Here is a 16,819-nt window from a genome sequence, read left to right as displayed (position 1 = left end):
GCCCCATTCCTCCGCAGGAGGCGACCCATGAACGACACCACGCAGGCCCCGGTCGAGGATCGGGGCGCCGCTCCCGGCACCGACGAGAAGCCGATCCACATCCTCTGGATCAACGCGGGACTGAGCTGCGACGGCGACTCGGTGGCCCTGACCGCCGCGATGCAGCCCAGCATCGAGGAGATCGCGCTGGCGGGGCTGCCCGGACTGCCGAAGATCGCGGTCCACTGGCCGCTGATCGACTTCGAGTGCGGTCCGGTGGGTGGCGCCGACACGTTCATCGAGTGGTTCTTCAAGGGGGAGCGGGGCGAGATCGACCCGTTCGTGCTGGTCGTCGAGGGTTCGATCCCGAACGAGGACATCAAGCCGGAGGGGTACTGGTGCGGCTTCGGCGACAACCCGGAGACCGGCCAGCCCATCACCACCAGCGAATGGATCGACCGGCTGGCCCCCAAGGCGCTCGCGGTGGTCGCGATCGGCACCTGCGCCACGTACGGCGGCATCCACGCCATGGCGGGCAACCCCACCGGTGCGATGGGCGTCCCGGACTACCTCGGGTGGGACTGGAAGTCCGGCGCCGGCATCCCCATCGTGTGCGTGCCCGGATGCCCCATCCAGCCGGACAACTTCGCGGAGACCCTGACGTACCTGCTCTACCAGGCGGCCGGCTCCGCGCCGATGATCCCGCTGGACGACAAGCTCCGCCCGACCTGGCTCTTCGGCGCGACGGTGCACGAGGGCTGCGACCGCGCCGGCTACTACGAGCAGGGACAGTTCGCCACCACCTACGACTCGCCCAAGTGCCTGGTCAAGCTGGGCTGTTGGGGGCCGGTCGTGAAGTGCAACGTCCCCAAGCGCGGCTGGATGAACGGCATCGGCGGATGCCCGAACGTCGGTGGCATCTGCATCGCCTGCACGATGCCCGGCTTCCCGGACAAGTTCATGCCGTTCATGGACGAGCCGCCCGGCGCCAAGGTCTCCCGCACCGCCAGCGGCATCTACGGCTCCGTCATCCGCCGGCTGCGGGACATCACGGCGAAGACCGTGGACAAGGAGCCGAAGTGGCGGCACACCGGCGACCGGATCACCACCGGATACCGGCCGCCGTGGTGACCGGGCCGGCCGGCCCGCAGACCCCTCAACCGACCACCGTTCGTGAAGTCGAAGAACCGACGAAGGGCACCGAACAGACCATGGCATCTCAGGCGAAGACGAAGGGCGACGGCAGCGGCCTGGTGGAGATGGCCTGGGACCCCATCACGCGGATCGTGGGCAGTCTCGGCATCCACACCAAGATCGATTTCAAGCAGCGGCGCGTCGCCGAGTGCTACAGCACCTCCTCCGTCTTCCGCGGCTACAGCGTCTTCATGCGCGGCAAGGACCCGCGCGACGCGCACTTCATCACCAGCCGCATCTGTGGCATCTGCGGCGACAACCACGCCACGTGTTCCGTGTACGCGCAGAACATGGCGTACGGCGTGAAGCCCCCGCACCTCGGCGAGTGGATCATCAATCTCGGCGAGGCCGCGGAGTACATGTTCGACCACAACATCTTCCAGGAGAACCTGGTCGGGGTCGACTACTGCGAGAAGATGGTCCGCGAGACCAACCCCGGGGTCCTGGAGCTCGCCGAGCGCACCGAGGCCCCGCACGCCGCGGAGCACGGCTACCGCACGATCGCCGACATCATGCGCTCCCTCAACCCCCTCGAAGGCGAGTTCTACCGCGAGGCGCTGCAGGTCAGCCGCTACACCCGGGAGATGTTCTGCCTGATGGAGGGGCGTCACGTCCACCCCTCCACGCTCTACCCCGGCGGCGTCGGCACCATCGCGTCGGTACAGCTCTTCACCGACTACCTCAGCCGGCTGATGCGCTACGTGGAGTTCATGAAGCGGGTCGTCCCGCTCCACGACGACCTCTTCGACTTCTTCTACGAAGCGCTGCCCGGCTACGAGGAGGTCGGCCGCCGCCGCGTGCTGCTCGGCTGCTGGGGGGCCCTCAACGACCCCGAGCACTGCGACTTCACGTACGCCAACATGACCGACTGGGGCCGGCGGATGTTCGTCACCCCGGGTGTCGTCGTCGACGGCAAGCTCGTGACCAACGACCTCACCCGGATCAACCTCGGCATCCGCATCCTGCTCGGCAGCTCCTACTACGAGGACTGGCAGGGACAGGAACAGTTCGTCACGCACGACCCGCTGGGCAACCCCGTCGACCCCCGGCACCCGTGGAACCAGCACACCATCCCGGCCCCGCAGAAGCGCGACTTCGACGACAAGTACAGCTGGGTGATGTCCCCGCGCTGGTTCGACGGCAAGGACCACCTGGCACTCGACACCGGCGGCGGCCCCATCGCGCGCCTGTGGTCGACCGCCCTGTCCGGCCTGGTCGACATCGGCTACGTCAAGGCCACCGGGCACAGCGTCGTCATCAACCTGCCCCGGACGCTGACCAAGCCGGAGACCACCTTCGAGTGGAAGATCCCGCAGTGGAGCAACGCCCTGGAGCGCAACCGCGCCCGGACCTACTTCCAGGCGTACGCGGCGGCCGTCGCCCTGCACAGCGCCGAGAAGGCCCTGGAGGAGGTCCGCGCCGGACGCACCCAGACCTGGGAGAAGTTCGAGGTGCCCGACGAGTCCATCGGCGTCGGCTTCACCGAGGCCGTCCGGGGCGTCCTCTCCCACCACATGGTGATCCGGGACGGCAAGATCGCCAACTACCACCCGTATCCGCCCACGCCGTGGAACGCCTCCACCCGGGACACCTACGGCACCCCCGGCCCCTACGAGGACGCGGTGCAGAACACCCCGATCTTCGAGGAGAACACGCCCGAGAACTTCAAGGGCATCGACATCATGCGCGCCGTCCGCAGCTTCGACCCGTGCCTGCCGTGCGGTGTGCACATGTACACCGGCAACGGCCGCACGGTGAAGGCGATGCACGTGCCCACCGGCCTGAGCGGACTGGGCGGATGAGCGCCGTGACCGCCGAGCAGGCGGGCCGTCGGGTCGAGGAGGTCCTCGACCGGCTGGCGGACACCGGGGACGCCGAAGCCGTCGCGGCGGCCGAGGACCTCGTACGGGTCCTCATGGAGTTCTACGGCAGCGGGCTCACCCGCGTCGTCGAACTCCTCGGACGGTCCCCGGCCGGGCCCCCCGCCGAACCGCTGGCCGCCCTGCTCGCGGACGCCCTCGTCGCGAGCCTGCTCAACCTGCACGGACTGCATCCGGAGGACCTGCCCAGCCGCATCGACCGCGCCCTGTCCGGCCTGCCGCAGACCGTGCGGAACGCCGGCTTCGACGCGGCGAGCGGCGTGCTGACGCTGGGCGTCGCCTCCTCCTCCGGCTGCGGATGCGGGAGCACCCGGGAGGCCACCCGGCAGGCGGCGCTCGACGCCCTCGCCTGCTTCGCCCCCGAAGTGACCGGCGTCGAACTGGAACCGGACGGCCCGCGCGAGCCCGCACTGCTCCAGATCGGGGCCCGCCCGACGCACGCGAGCCAGGGCGGCCCCGCATGACCGGACTCCCGACCCGTACGGGGGCCCGCACGGGCCCCCCCGGCCTGCGGCGCTTCACCGCCCCGCGCCCGCCCCGCGAAGAGCGGTGCGAACTGTGCGGGGCCCGGCTCGCCGGCGCGGGCCACCGCCACCTGGCCGACGTCGACCGGCGGGCCCTGGCCTGCGCCTGCGGCCCCTGCGCCCAGCTCATGGACCACTCGGCCGCCACACGGGGCCGGTTCCGCGCCGTGCCGGACCGCGTCCTCGCCGATCCGGCGCACCGTGTCGACGACGCGGTGTGGGAGTCGCTGCGGATCCCGGTCTCGGTCGCCTTCCTCTTCCACAACTCCGCGTTCGGCAGGGCGGTGGCGCTCTACCCCAGCCCCGCGGGCGCCACCGAGAGCGAACCGGAGGACCTCGCCTGGGAGTCCGTGCGGGACGCCACCCGGCTCGCCGACCTCCTCGAACCCGACGTGGAGGCCCTGCTGATGCGCCGCCACCAGGGGCGCACGGAGTGCTTCCTGGTGCCGATCGACATCTGCTACGAACTGGTGGGCCGCATGCGACTGCACTGGCAGGGCTTCGACGGAGGAGCGGAGGCACGCGCCGACCTCGACGCCGTCTTCGCCCGCGTCCGCGGAGCGGCGCGCGAGGCGCAGGGGAGCCGGACGTGACCGAGTTCTCCTTCGCCTGCACCGACGTCCGCGCCGACACCTACGCGGCCGGACCGACGCTGGTCTTCCGGCTGCGCATCACCGCGACACCGGGCACCCGGGTGCACGCCCTGGCGCTCCGCTGCCAGATCCGCATCGAGCCCGCCCGGCGCGGGTACGACGACGCCGAGGCCGAAGCCCTGGGCGACCTGTTCGGCGAACGCTCCCGCTGGGGCAGCAGCCTCAACCCGGTGCAGTTCGCCCAGGTCTCCGTGATGGTCCCCGGGTTCACCGGAGAGATCGACACCGACCTCGTCGTGCCCTGCACCTACGACACCGACATCGCCGCGAGCCGCTACTTCCGGTCGCTCTCCGACGGCGAGGTGCCGCTGCTCCTGCTGTTCTCCGGCACCGCCTTCACGGGCGCCGGAGGCTTCCACGTCGAGCCCGTGCCCTGGGACAAGGAGGTCGTCCACCGCATGCCCGTCAAGGTCTGGCGCGAGATGATCGACCAGCACTTCCCCGGCTGCGGCTGGATCCGGCTCCCGAACGACGCGATGGACGCCCTCCTCGCCTACCGGTCCCGCCGGGCCCTTCCGTCCTGGCAGGCCACCGTCGAGTCGCTGCTCGACGGGGCGGGGGAGAGGACCCGATGACCACCGCCGTCTTCACCTCCGACACCGAGGCGCGGCTCGCCGTCGCCCGGCAGGTCGCCGACGCCGTCCTCTTCGAGGGCTACGTGCTCTACCCGTACCGGGCGTCCGCCGCGAAGAACCGGTTCCGCTGGCAGTTCGGGGTCCTCGTACCCCCTTCCTGGAGCGCCGCCGGGGAGCACTCGCAGCAGCACACCGCCTGTCTGATGGAGCCCAGGCCCGGCGCCGAACTCGCCCTGGAGGTGCGCTTCCTGCACGTCCAGCGGCGGACCGTGGAGGAGCTCCGCGCCGACGGCAGCCACGCCCCGGTCCCCGAACTGCGCCTGGCGGACCGGGTCCTGCCGGCGTGGGACGAGGGCGTCGAGGAGCGCGTCACCCTCACCGTTCCCGTCGGCGCACTGGACGGCGAGGGCGTCACCGAGCCCTTCACCCGTCCCGCCGCCGAGGAGACCGAGGACGTCACCGACGCCGAGGGGCGCGTCCGCGGCCGCCTGGTACGCCGCCGCGAGGCGATCAGCGGCGTCCTCCGGATCTCCGCCGCCGAACTCGACGGCCCGTACCGCGTCCGGCGCCTGTCCGTCACGGTCGAGAACGACAGCTGCTGGAACGCCGGACCGGACGCCGACCGGCACGCGGCGCTGGCGCACTCCCTGGTCGCCACGCACACCCTGCTCCGCCTCGACGCCGGGTCCTTCCTGTCGATGACCGACCCGCCGGAATGGGCCAGGAGCGCCGTGGCCGCCTGCGACAACCGGCACACCTGGCCCGTGCTGGCCGGCGAACCCGGACGCGCCGATCTCGTGCTCTCCTCGCCGATCATCCTCGACGACCACCCGGCCATCGCCCCCGAGAGCCCGGGCGCCCTCTACGACGCCACGGAGATCGACGAGATCCTCGCCCTGCGCACCGCGGCCCTCACCGACGAGGAGAAGCGGGAGGCCCGCGGGACCGACGCCCGTGCCGCGGCCGTCATCGACCTGGCGGACACCATGCCGCAGGAGGTGCTGGAGCGTCTGCACGGAGCCGTACGCAGCCTGCGCGAGGTCACGGGACCGCGGGAGCCCTCCGGCGCCGACCTCCTCGTACCGGACGCCCCCTGGTGGGACCCGGCGGGCGACCCGTCCGTCGACCCGGCACGGGACCACGTCCTCGTCGACGGACGGGCCGTGCGCGCGGGCAGCAGGGTGCTCCTGTGCCCGCGGCTGCGCCGCTCCGACGCCCAGGACCTGTTCCTCGACGGCCGCAACGCCCTCGTCGAAGCCGTGCTGCACGACGTCGACGGCGGGGTGCACATCGCGGTGACCCTGGAGGACGACCCGGGCGCCGACATCCGGCGCGAACAGGGCCGGTTCCTCTACTTCCAGCCCGACGAGGTCCGCGCCCTGGAGGACGTGTGAACGACCCCGAGCCCCCGGCCGGCCCGCGCACCCTCGTGGCGGGCGTCGGCAACGTCTTCCTCGGCGACGACGGCTTCGGCGTCGAGACCGCGCGGCTGCTCGCCCAGGGGCAACTGCCGCCCCACGTCGAGGTGGCCGACGTCGGGATCCGCGGCGTCGACCTCGCCTACCGGCTCCTCGACGGCTGGGACACCCTCGTCCTCGTCGACGCCACGGCGCGCGGCGGCACACCCGGGACGCTCTACCTGATCGACGCCACCACGCCGGACGACCGTGCCGCCGACCCCGGGGCCGTGCCGCTCGACGGCCACCGGATGACACCCGACGCCGTCCTCGCCCTGCTGGACACCCTGTGCGCGGGCACGGGCGCCGCGCCGCCCCGCAGGATCCTCGTCGTGGGCTGCGAACCCGCCTGCCTCGACGAAGGAATGGAACTCAGCCCCCAGGTCGCCGCCGCCCTGCCCGAGGCGGTCCGCATGGTGACCGAACTGGTCGGCCGGGAAGCCGCCGTCCGAAGCCCGACACGGAGAGCAGCAGCATGAGCAAGAACGTCATCGCCACCACCTTCGTCGCCGTCACCGCCGCCCTCGCCGCCGCGACCCTCCTCAAGGGGGTCCTGCCCGACATCCAGCGCTACCTGCGCATCAGCAGGATGTGACCCGTCCGCCCGACGCACCACAGGCTCCGCTGTCCGGGGCCCCCGCCGCGGGGGCCCCGGACAGCGGTCCGACTCCACCGAACGGACGACACCCCGGCGCCCGCCCGGCGAGCCGGGCGGGCCCGCCAGAGCACCTGACTTGTAATGGCGGCCCGGAGACACCCAGCGAGGGACGGAGAGCGATGCACGAGATGTCCGTCGCCCTGGCCGTCGTCGACCAGGTCGAGACGGCCGCGCGGTCCCGCGGGGCCGAGGGCGTCCGAAGCATCCGCCTGGAGGTGGGCGAGCTGGCCGGCATCGTCGCCGACTCGCTCCGGTTCTGCTTCGAACTCGCCTGCGCCGGCACGGTCGCCGAGGGCGCCGAACTGATCACGCACACGGTCCCCGGCACCGCACGCTGCGCGCCCTGTTCCCGGGTCTGGGAGGTAGGCATGCCACCGCACCTGCTCTGCCCCGACTGCGGGGGAGCGTCCGTCGAACTCGTCTCCGGCCGCGAACTGCGGATCCGCGAGGTCCACTGGACCGATCCCGCCGCGAGCGGCGCACCACGCAGCGAACCCCTCACCGAGAAGAGCCCCACATGTGCCGAGTAGTCGACCTCCAGCGGGCGGTCCTCGCAAGGAACGAGGCCGCCGCGGGCATCCTGCGCGCCGAACTGACCGCCCGTGGCACGACGGTGATCAACCTGATGTCCAGCCCCGGCAGCGGGAAGACCGCCCTGCTGGAGCGCACCCTGCGTCTTTCCACCGAACGCGGCGTCAGCACGGCCGCGCTCACCGCCGACCTCGCCACCGAGAACGACGCCGAACGCCTGGCCCGGGCGGGCGTCCCCGTCAAGCAGGTGCACACCGACGGGCTGTGCCACCTGGAGGCCGACATGGTCGCCCGGCATCTGCACGACTGGCTGCCCGAGGAGACCCGCCTGCTGTTCGTGGAGAACGTCGGCAACCTCGTCTGTCCGGCCGGCTACGACCTCGGCGAATCCCTCCGGGTCGTCCTCGCCTCGGTCACCGAGGGCGAGGACAAGCCCCTGAAGTACCCCACCGCCTTCGGCCTCGCCCAGCTGGTGCTCGTCACGAAGACCGACCTGGCCGCGGCCGCGGAGTTCGACGAGGCGGCCTTCCGCCGCAACGTGGAGCAGGTCAACCCGGGCGTCGAGGTCCTCCTCACCTCCGCGCGCGACGGCCGCGGCGCCGGGACGCTGCTCGACCGGGCGCAGGCCGCGGCCGAGGGCGCCGCCCTCCACACCCCCGTGATGGCCCAGGCCGGCGCGTGACCGCGGTACGCCCGGGAACAGCACCCCCCAGGCCCGTCCGGCGCACCCGCGTCGTCGTGCGCGGAGTCGTCCAGGGCGTGGGCTTCCGGCCCTTCGTCTACGCCCTCGCCACCGGCCTGCGCCTGTCCGGCCACGTCACCAACACCCCCGACGGCGTCGTGGCCGAGGTCGAAGGGGACGCCGGCGACGTCGCGGCCTTCTGCGCCCGCATCGCCCCCGAGGCGCCGCCCCTGGCCCGGGTGGAATCCGTCGAGACGACCGGAGTCGCCACGAGCGGCGGCAGCGGGTTCAGCATCGTCCCCTCCCGCCAGGACGGCGAGGTCCGGACCCTCGTCCCCCCGGACACGGCCACCTGCGACGACTGCCTCCGGGAACTCGCCGACCCTGCCGACCGGAGACACCGCCACCCCTTCGTCACGTGCACCCATTGCGGGCCCCGCTTCACCATCGTCACCGGCCTGCCCTACGACCGCGCCCACACCACCATGGCCGGCTTCCCCCTGTGCCCCGACTGCGCGCGGGAGTACGAGGACCCGGCGGACCGGCGCTTCCACGCGCAGCCCGTCGCCTGCCCCGAGTGCGGCCCCCGACTGCGACTGGTCGCCGCACCGGGCCGGCCGGCCCCGGCGGACCCGGGCACCGATCCGGTGGCCGCCGCCCGGCGGTTGCTCGCGGACGGCGCGATCCTCGCGGTCAAGGGCCTGGGCGGATACCACCTCGCCTGCGACGCCACGAACCCCGCGGCCGTGGCCGAACTGCGCCGGCGCAAGGCACGCGGGGACAAGCCCTTCGCCGTGATGGCCGCGGACCTCGCGGACGTCGAGCCGCTGGTGCGCCTCGGCCCCGCGGAGCGGGCACTCCTCACCGGTCGCGTCCGGCCCGTCGTCCTCCTGCGACGCCGTGACACCCCGCCGCGCCCCGGCGTCACCGCCCCGGCGCCCGGGGTGGCCCCCGGCAGTCCGGACCTCGGCGTCATGCTCCCGTACACCCCGGTGCACCACCTGCTCCTCGGACTCGACGGCGACCCGCACGGGCCCCGCCTCCTGGTCATGACCAGCGGGAACCTCTCCGGCGAACCGATCGTCACCGACGACGCGGACGCCCTGACCCGGCTCGCCGGCCTGGCGGACGCCTGGCTGCTGCACGACCGGCCCGTCCACGTCCCCTGTGACGACTCCGTCGTACGCGTCAGCGACGGCCAGGAGCTCGTCCTCCGCCGCTCCCGCGGCTACGCCCCGCTGCCGCTGACGCTGCCGGTCGAGGTGGTCCCCACGCTCGCGGTCGGCGGGGACCTGAAGAACACCTTCTGCCTCGGCCAGGGCCGCAAGGCCTGGCTGTCCGCGCACATCGGCGACATGGACTCCCTGGCGACGCAGCTGGCCCTCACCTCCGCCGAGCGGCAGCTGGAGTCCGTCACGGGCGTCACCCCCGGCCTTCTGGCGGCCGACCGCCACCCCGGATACCGGTCCACGCGCTGGGCCGCCCGGCACGCGGCGGGACGTCCGGTCGTCCCCGTACAGCACCACCACGCGCACGTCGCCGCCGCCATGGCCGAGAACGGCCTCGACGGCGGCAGCCCCGTCCTCGGGGTCGCCTTCGACGGCACGGGCTACGGCCTCGACGGCGCCGTGTGGGGAGGGGAGTTCCTGCTCGCGGACTACGCGGGGTTCTCCCGGTACGCGCACCTCGCCTACGTCCCGCTGCCCGGCGGGGACGCGACCGTCCGCCGGCCGTACCGCATGGCCCTGGCCCACCTCTACGCCGCAGGCCTCCCGGCCGACCCCGCCCTGCCGTGCGTGAGTGCCTGCCCCCCCGAAGAACTGCGCCTTCTCCAGCAGCAGTTGGCCCGTGGCCTGAACTGCGTGCCGACCTCCAGCATGGGCCGCCTCTTCGACGCCGTCGCCTCCCTCGCGGGGATCTGCCACCTCGCCGGCCACGAGGCGCAGGCGGCCGTCGCCCTGGAGGCCGCGGCCCTGCGCCGACCGGCGGTGCGGGAGGACGCGCGCTACACCTTCCGGCTGCTCGCGCCCGGGCCCGGCGGTCCGCTCACCGCCGACCCGTCCCCCCTGCTGGCCGCGGCCGCCGACGACGTGCGCGGCGGGGTTCCGGCGGCCCTCGTCGCGGCCCGCTTCCATGACGCCGTGGCCCGCCTGGTGCACACCGTCTGCGGCGCGGCCCGCGGCGAACTGGGCGTGGAGACGGTCGCCCTGACCGGGGGGGTGTTCGCCAACACGGTGCTCGCGTCGGCCTGCGCCCGCCTCCTGACCCAGGACGGCTTCACCGTCCTGCGCCACCGCCTGGTCCCGCCCAACGACGGAGGACTGGCCCTCGGCCAGCTCGTCGTGGCCGGACGGGTCACCGCCGACCAGGACGCCGGCGCACGACCACGACAGCGACAGTGAGGAGACGCACATGTGCTTGGCGGTCCCTGGAAGGGTGCTGGACGTCGAGGACCGGGACGGCACCCGGATGGCCACCGTCGACTTCGGCGGCGTGGTCAAGGAGGTCTGCCTGGAGTACCTGCCGGACCTGAAGGTCGGCGAGTACGCGATCGTCCACGTCGGCTTCGCCCTGCAACGGCTGGACGAGGAGTCGGCCCGGAGGACGCTGGAGCTGTTCGAGACGCTCGGCATGCTCCAGGAGGAGTTCGGCGACCCGTGGGAGACGGCCGCCGGAACGGCGGAAGGCGAGCGGCAGGCGCCCGACGGCGTCGCCGGAGAGGTGCACCGGTGAAGTACATCGACGAGTTCCAGGACCCCGAGCTGGCCCGGCGGCTGCTCGACGAGATCCATGCCACGGTGACCCGGCCCTGGGCGCTGATGGAGGTCTGCGGAGGCCAGACCCACAGCATCATCCGGCACGGCATCGACCAACTCCTGCCGGAGCAGGTGGAGCTGATCCACGGTCCCGGCTGCCCGGTGTGCGTGACCCCGCTGGAGGTCATCGACAAGGCCCTGGAGATCGCCTCGCGCCCCGGCGTGATCTTCTGCTCCTTCGGCGACATGCTGAGGGTTCCCGGCACCGGCCGGGACCTGTTCCAGGTGCGCGGCCAGGGCGGCGACGTCCGGGTGGTCTACTCGCCGCTCGACGCGCTGCGCATCGCCGAGCAGAACCCCGGGCGCGAGGTGGTGTTCTTCGGGATCGGCTTCGAGACCACCGCCCCGCCCAACGCCATGACGGTCCATCAGGCGCGCAGGCTCGGCATCCGCAACTTCAGCCTCCTGGTCTCCCATGTCCGGGTCCCACCCGCGATCGACGCGATCATGCGGTCCCCGGACTGCCGGGTCCAGGGCTTCCTCGCCGCGGGCCACGTCTGCAGCGTCATGGGCACCGCGGAGTACCCCGAACTCGCCGCGCGGTACCGGGTGCCCATCGTGGTCACGGGCTTCGAGCCACTGGACATCCTCGAAGGCGTCCGGAGGACCGTGCTCCAGCTGGAGCGGGGCGAGCACACCGTCGACAACGCCTATCCCCGTGCCGTACAGGACGGCGGAAACCCGGCGGCAAGGGCCATGCTCGACGACGTCTTCGAGGTCACCGACCGGGCGTGGCGCGGCATCGGTGTCATCCCCGACAGCGGCTGGCGGCTGTCGGAGCGGTATCGCGACTACGACGCCGAGATCCGGTTCTCCGTCGAGGGGATCGACACGCGCGAACCGGCCGAGTGCCGCAGCGGGGAGGTCCTCCAGGGACTTCTCAAGCCCCACGAGTGCGAGGCGTTCGGCACCCTCTGCACCCCGCGCTCCCCCCTGGGCGCCACGATGGTGTCGAGCGAGGGGGCCTGCGCCGCCTACTACCTCTACCGGCGGCTCGACCTCGCCTCCCCGGGACGCCGCGGCCAGGCCCGGAGCGTGCCGACCCCGGGCCCCGCCTCGCCGGACGCGCCGACCCCCGACGCCGTGCCGTCGACCGTCTCCTCCCCGAACCTCCCGCCCCTGGAAGGAAGTTCCGTTGTCTGACACGACCACGAGCACCGCGGACCCCGCCACTCCGGGAGCGGAGCCGGACATGCTCGCCTGGACCTGCCCGGCACCGCTGAGGGACCAGGCGCGGGTCGTGATGGGCCACGGCGGCGGTGGTGCCCTGTCCGCCGAACTGGTCGAGCAGATCTTCGTCCCCGCCTTCGGCGGTCCGGCGCTCTCGGTCACCACGGACGCGGCCGCCCTCGAACTCGGGGGTGCCCGGCTGGCCTTCTCCACCGACTCCTTCGTGGTGCGCCCGCTCTTCTTCCCCGGCGGCAGCATCGGCGACCTGGCCGTCAACGGAACGGTGAACGACCTCGCGATGAGCGGGGCGAGGGCGGCCTTCCTGTCCTGCGGCTTCATCCTCGAAGAGGGCGTCGAGACCGAGGTCGTCGCCCGGGTGGCGGACGCCCTCGGCGCGGCGGCGCGTACGGCGGGCGTCCAGGTGGTCACCGGCGACACCAAGGTCGTGGAGGCCGGCCACGGGGACGGCATCTACGTCAACACGTCGGGGATCGGGCTGATCCCGGAAGGGGTCGATCTGCGTCCGCAGCGCGTCGTCCCCGGTGACGTGGTGATCGTCAGCGGACCCGTCGGCGTCCACGGCGTGGCGATCCTGAGCGTGCGGGAGGGCCTGGAGTTCGGCGTCGAGATCGAGAGCGACTGTGCGCCGCTCGGCGGTCTCGTCGAGGCGATGCTCGCGGTGACGCCGGACCTGCACGTGCTGCGCGACCCCACGCGGGGCGGACTGGCCGCCTCGCTCAACGAGATCGCCGTCGCCTCGGGCACCGGCGTGGCCCTCCAGGAACGCGCCGTGCCCGTGCCCGATCCCGTGGCCAACGCCTGCGCGATCCTCGGCCTCGACCCGATGTACGTGGCGAACGAGGGCAAGCTGGTGGCCTTCGTCCCCCGTGAGCGGGCCGAAGCCGTGCTGGAGGCCATGCGTGCCCACCCGCTCGGAGCGGGCGCGACCGTCATCGGGGAGGCCGTGGCCGAGCACCCGGGCATGGTCGTCGCCCGGACCGGCCTCGGCGGCACGCGGGTGGTGGACATGCCGCTCGGCGAACAACTCCCACGGATCTGCTGACCGCAGGGCGCGGGCGGCGTACGGCCGCCCGGCGCATGCGCGCGGGCGCCGGCGGGCGGCCGCGTGCGTGCGGCCGCTGCTCGAGGGCCGGTCGGAGGGCGCGACGGGTCGGGTCACGACCGGCCGGCATCCGAGGAGGCCGGCCGGTCGTGACCGGGGCTTCCGGGGACGGGCCCGTCGGGCTTCCGTCGAAACCCTCCCGGAAGGCTCCGGCGCCCCGGGACCCTGGACGGCGAAGCGTTGCCGGGTCCGGTCCCCGGGGCGAGCCCGTGGTCCGGCCTTCCGGCGTGGCGCGCCTTCCGGACACCCGGCGTGAACGCGCGGCAGCTTCGGCCGTGCCGCGGGTCTGACGGCGCTGGTTGGGGGCATAGTAGGGGAGTGATCACCAAAAGTGACGAGGATGGCGGCGGCCACGACGGCGGCCGCGGGGGATCTGAAGGCGCCGGTGACGAGGAGGCACAGGTCATCGTGGTGGGGGCGGGCCCAGCGGGTTCCGCCGCCGCCGTGCACCTGGCGCGCGCCGGTGTGGACGTGCTGCTCCTGGAGAAGAGCGGCTTCCCCCGCGAGAAGGTCTGCGGCGACGGCCTGACACCGCGCAGCGTCGACCAGTTGGTGCGGATGGGCATCGACATCGACGCGCCCGGCTGGATGCGCAACAAGGGGATGCGCTGGGTCTGCGGCGGCCACCAGGTGGAGCTGGACTGGCCGCGCCTGGGTGCCCTCCCCGACTTCGGCCTGACCCGGAGCCGGCACGACTTCGACGACCTGCTCGCCACGCACGCGAGCGCCACCGGCGCGCGCCTGCGGACGCACGTGAAGGTGACGGGCCCGCTGACCGACCGGGCGGGCCACGTCATCGGTGTCACCGCCTCCCGCGGTCCGGGCGGGGAGCCGGTGAGCTACCGGGCCCCGCTCGTGGTCGCCGCCGACGGCGCCTCGGCGCGTACGGCCCTGGGCCTGGGGCTCGAACGCGACGCGAAGCGCCCCGTCGCCGCGGCCGCCCGCCGCTACTACCGCAGCGAGGCCCGCACCCACGACCCCTACCTGGAGCTGTGGGCCGACCTGCGCTGTCCCCGCACCGGAGCGGACCTGCCGGGCTACGGATGGGTGTTCCCCCTGGGGGACGGGCGCGTCAACGTGGGACTCGGCGCCCTCCCGCAGCAGCGCCGGCGCCGGCCCGTGGACCTGCGCGCGGTGCTGGAGCACTGGCTGCCCCGGCTGCCCGCCGAGTGGGGACTGCACGAGGAGAACGCCGACTCCCCGCTGCGCAGCGCGCCGCTGCCGATGGGACTGAACCGGCGACCGCAGTACCGCCGCGGCCTGCTCCTCGTCGGCGACAGCGCCGGCATGGTCAGTCCGTGGAGCGGCGAGGGCATCGCCCAGGCCATGGAGGCCGCGGAGGTGGCGGCGGAGATCATCGCCCTGGCGCTGGCCCGGCCGGCCGGGCCGCGCCGCGAACACGCGCTGCACCAGTACCCGGTCGAGATCCAGCGCCGCTGGGCGCGCTACTACCGGCTGGGGAACGTCGCGGGCGACCTGCTCTTCTCCCGCTTCGGCTTCCGGCCGGTCCTCCACCCCCGGGTGATGGCCTCGCCCCGGCTGCTGCAGGTCCTGGCCCGGCTGCTGACCCATGTGAGCGACGAGCCGGCGCAGGACACGATCGACGCCGCCCTGCACGGGCTCCTCCGCCTCGTCCCCGTGTCGCGGCGGTAGCGCCGGCGTGCTCACCGGCCGTGCGCATGGCCCGCAGGAACGCCGGCACCGGGGCCGGTCGCCCCGGCGGCCGGCCGGGGCTCCGGCCGCCTCACCGGCCGTCCTCGGCCCCCGGCGTCCAGTCGGCTCCCGGGTGCCGCCGACGGTAGGCGGCGACGGCCGCCTCCACGGTGGGGAAGAAGCGCCGGGCGTCGAGCGTCCGCATCAGCCCGTACCGCTCGATCGCGTGCCGCACGGGGTCCTTGAGCTCGGCGAACACCAGGTGCACGCCCTGTGCCTCCAGCGTCTCGGCCAGCTCCCGCAAGGTGTCCGCCGCGGTGGTGTCCACGTCGGTCATGGGCTCCGCCGCGATCACGATCCAGCGCGGCGGCGGTTCCGCCCCGGCCAGGCGCCTGATCTCCTCCCGGAAGGTCCGGGCGTTCGCGAAGACCAGCGGGGCGTCGAAGCGGTAGACGACCAGGCCGGGCAGCAGCTGGGCCCCGGCGTGGGAGCGGACGTCGTGGTAGCCCTCCAGGCCCGGCACCCGCCCCAGCACGGTGCGGTACGGCCACCAGGCGCGGCGGAAGACGTTGAGCACGGACAGCGCCACGGCGACGGCGATCCCGGCCAGCACACCGATCAGGGCCACGCCGGCGAACGCGGCGCAGCAGAGCAGGAACTCCGTCCGGCGCTGCCGCCACAGGCGCACGGCGGCCGGGATGTCGGCAAGCGACAGTGACGCCGTGATCACCACGGCGGCGAGGGCCGGCTGGGGCAGGTCGCGGAACAGGCCCGGCACCAGCACGAGCATGAGGACGACGATCACCGCGCCGACGACCCCGGTGAGCTGGCTCCTGGCGCCGGCGCGCTCCGCGACCGCCGTACGCGATCCGCTGGTGCTGACCGGGAAGCCCTGGAAGAGACCGGCCGCCAGGTTGGCCACGCCGATCGCGGCCATCTCCTGGTTGCCGCGCACCTCCTGACCCTGGCGGGCCGCGAAGGCCGAGGCGTTCGAGATCGTGTCGGCCAGGGACACCAGCGCGATGCCCAGCGCGCCGCCGAGCAGCAGCGACAGGTCGGCGAGCCGCACGTCCGGGACGGTGAAGGGCGGGAACCCCTCGGGAAGTTCACCGACCAGCGAGACCCCGCGCGCGCCCAGGTCGAACACGGTGGTCGCGGCGATCGCCAGGACGACCATCACCAGCACCGCGGGCACCTTCGGCAGGAAGCGCTGGAGGACCAGGATCACGGCGATCCCGCCACAGCCGACCGCGGCGGCGGCCGGTACCGTCGCCCCCTCGCCGAGCTTGGCCACGAAGCCGGTGAACTCGCCGATCAGGTCGTCCGCCTCGACCTTGAAGCCGAGCAGCTTGGGCAGCTGGCCGATCAGGATCGTCAGCGCCAGGCCGTTCATGTAGCCGATCATCGTCGGCTTGGAGATCAGGTCGGCCACGAAGCCGAGCTTCGCGACCGAGGAAAGGATCATGATGCCCGCCACCATCAGAGCGAGCATCGACGCCAGCGCGACGGCCCGCGCGGGATCCCCGTCGGCCGCCACAAGGGGCAGCACCGTCGCGGCGATCATCGGGCCGAGCGAGGAGTCCGGGCCCAGCACCAGGATCCGGGAGGGCCCGGACAGCGCGTATCCGAGCAGGCAGAGCACCGTCGTGTACAGGCCGGTGATGGGCGGCAGCCCCGCCAGTTCGGCGTACGCCATGCCCTGCGGCACCAGCAGCGTGGTCAGGACGATCCCCGCCACCAGGTCCTTGACCAGCCACTCGCGCCGGTACGACGAGAACGCGCGGACCCCGGGGACGGCCCGCCACCACGAGGGCGTCATGCGGCTCTGGACCGCCGGACCGGCGGCCTGGCCGGGGACGGCGGGGCCGGCTGCCGGCCCGGGAACGCGAAGGGAAGCGCGCCGAGGAACCCGGTGGGCGTACGC

At 73.4% G+C, this 16,819-nt stretch carries 16 protein-coding genes; 15 read left to right on the top strand and 1 reads right to left on the bottom strand.

The genetic code is table 11. The features are described from left to right. The first annotated feature begins 27 nt into the window (after positions 1–27). From ACIRQF_RS03375 to ACIRQF_RS03305, 15 genes are all read left to right on the top strand, one after another. Entirely contained in the window at positions 28–1,110 is a 1,083-nt protein-coding gene (locus ACIRQF_RS03375) for a hydrogenase expression protein HypE (RefSeq protein WP_376628280.1), read from the top strand. Positions 1,111–1,190: 80 nt separating this feature from the next. Next, a complete protein-coding gene (locus ACIRQF_RS03370; RefSeq protein WP_376628279.1) occupies positions 1,191–2,975 on the top strand; it encodes a nickel-dependent hydrogenase large subunit in 1,785 nt (594 codons plus the stop codon). Beyond that, positions 2,972–3,517: a hypothetical protein gene (locus tag ACIRQF_RS03365; RefSeq protein WP_376628277.1), complete on the top strand. Its 546-nt coding sequence runs from the start codon at positions 2,972–2,974 to the stop codon at positions 3,515–3,517. Before ACIRQF_RS03370 ends, ACIRQF_RS03365 begins: the two co-directional genes overlap by 4 nt. After that, positions 3,514–4,170, top strand: coding sequence for a DUF5947 family protein (locus tag ACIRQF_RS03360; RefSeq protein ID WP_404088403.1), 657 nt, complete (start codon positions 3,514–3,516; stop codon positions 4,168–4,170). Before ACIRQF_RS03365 ends, ACIRQF_RS03360 begins: the two co-directional genes overlap by 4 nt. After that, on the top strand, positions 4,167–4,805 hold the full coding sequence (locus tag ACIRQF_RS03355; RefSeq protein WP_382485537.1) for a DUF6084 family protein: 639 nt from the start codon (positions 4,167–4,169) through the stop codon (positions 4,803–4,805). The genes ACIRQF_RS03360 and ACIRQF_RS03355 overlap by 4 nt, the downstream gene beginning before the upstream one ends. Beyond that, on the top strand, positions 4,802–6,199 hold the full coding sequence (locus ACIRQF_RS03350; protein ID WP_404088400.1) for a hypothetical protein: 1,398 nt from the start codon (positions 4,802–4,804) through the stop codon (positions 6,197–6,199). The genes ACIRQF_RS03355 and ACIRQF_RS03350 overlap by 4 nt, the downstream gene beginning before the upstream one ends. Continuing rightward, positions 6,196–6,741 (top strand): hydrogenase maturation protease, encoded by a 546-nt coding sequence (locus ACIRQF_RS03345; RefSeq protein ID WP_404088398.1) that lies wholly within the window; start codon positions 6,196–6,198, stop codon positions 6,739–6,741. Before ACIRQF_RS03350 ends, ACIRQF_RS03345 begins: the two co-directional genes overlap by 4 nt. Continuing rightward, positions 6,738–6,857: a DUF6893 family small protein gene (locus ACIRQF_RS03340; RefSeq protein ID WP_376628269.1), complete on the top strand. Its 120-nt coding sequence runs from the start codon at positions 6,738–6,740 to the stop codon at positions 6,855–6,857. Before ACIRQF_RS03345 ends, ACIRQF_RS03340 begins: the two co-directional genes overlap by 4 nt. 182 nt (positions 6,858–7,039) lie before the next feature. Next, positions 7,040–7,450, top strand: a complete 411-nt coding sequence (gene hypA, locus ACIRQF_RS03335; RefSeq protein ID WP_404088396.1) for a hydrogenase maturation nickel metallochaperone HypA — start codon at positions 7,040–7,042, stop codon at positions 7,448–7,450. Next, positions 7,438–8,133: a hydrogenase nickel incorporation protein HypB gene (gene hypB / locus ACIRQF_RS03330; protein ID WP_404088394.1), complete on the top strand. Its 696-nt coding sequence runs from the start codon at positions 7,438–7,440 to the stop codon at positions 8,131–8,133. The genes hypA and hypB overlap by 13 nt, the downstream gene beginning before the upstream one ends. Before the next feature lie 56 nt (positions 8,134–8,189). After that, the gene (hypF, locus tag ACIRQF_RS03325; RefSeq protein WP_404088392.1) at positions 8,190–10,535 is read left to right on the top strand and encodes a carbamoyltransferase HypF; all 2,346 of its coding nucleotides are present in this window, start codon (positions 8,190–8,192) and stop codon (positions 10,533–10,535) included. A 10-nt stretch (positions 10,536–10,545) separates the two neighbouring features. Then, on the top strand, positions 10,546–10,866 hold the full coding sequence (locus ACIRQF_RS03320) for a HypC/HybG/HupF family hydrogenase formation chaperone (protein WP_376628262.1): 321 nt from the start codon (positions 10,546–10,548) through the stop codon (positions 10,864–10,866). Then, positions 10,863–12,092, top strand: a complete 1,230-nt coding sequence (gene hypD, locus ACIRQF_RS03315) for a hydrogenase formation protein HypD (RefSeq protein WP_404088390.1) — start codon at positions 10,863–10,865, stop codon at positions 12,090–12,092. The genes ACIRQF_RS03320 and hypD overlap by 4 nt, the downstream gene beginning before the upstream one ends. Before the next feature lie 49 nt (positions 12,093–12,141). After that, complete coding sequence (gene hypE / locus ACIRQF_RS03310; protein WP_404089501.1) at positions 12,142–13,182, top strand: hydrogenase expression/formation protein HypE; 1,041 nt, start codon at positions 12,142–12,144, stop codon at positions 13,180–13,182. Between the two features lie 378 nt (positions 13,183–13,560). Next, a complete protein-coding gene (locus ACIRQF_RS03305; protein ID WP_376628259.1) occupies positions 13,561–14,895 on the top strand; it encodes a geranylgeranyl reductase family protein in 1,335 nt (444 codons plus the stop codon). 91 nt (positions 14,896–14,986) lie between these two features. Here the strand turns inward: ACIRQF_RS03305 and ACIRQF_RS03300 are convergent, their stop codons facing one another. Further along, on the bottom strand, positions 14,987–16,714 hold the full coding sequence (locus ACIRQF_RS03300; protein WP_404088388.1) for a SulP family inorganic anion transporter: 1,728 nt from the start codon (positions 16,712–16,714) through the stop codon (positions 14,987–14,989). Positions 16,715–16,819 lie beyond the last annotated feature (105 nt).

It is taken from the genome of Streptomyces sp. NPDC101191, from assembly GCF_044767915.1.
GTDB lineage: Bacteria > Actinomycetota > Actinomycetes > Streptomycetales > Streptomycetaceae > Streptomyces.
Note: the sequence above shows the minus strand (reverse complement) of the source record. Positions and strands in the feature narration are given on the sequence as shown.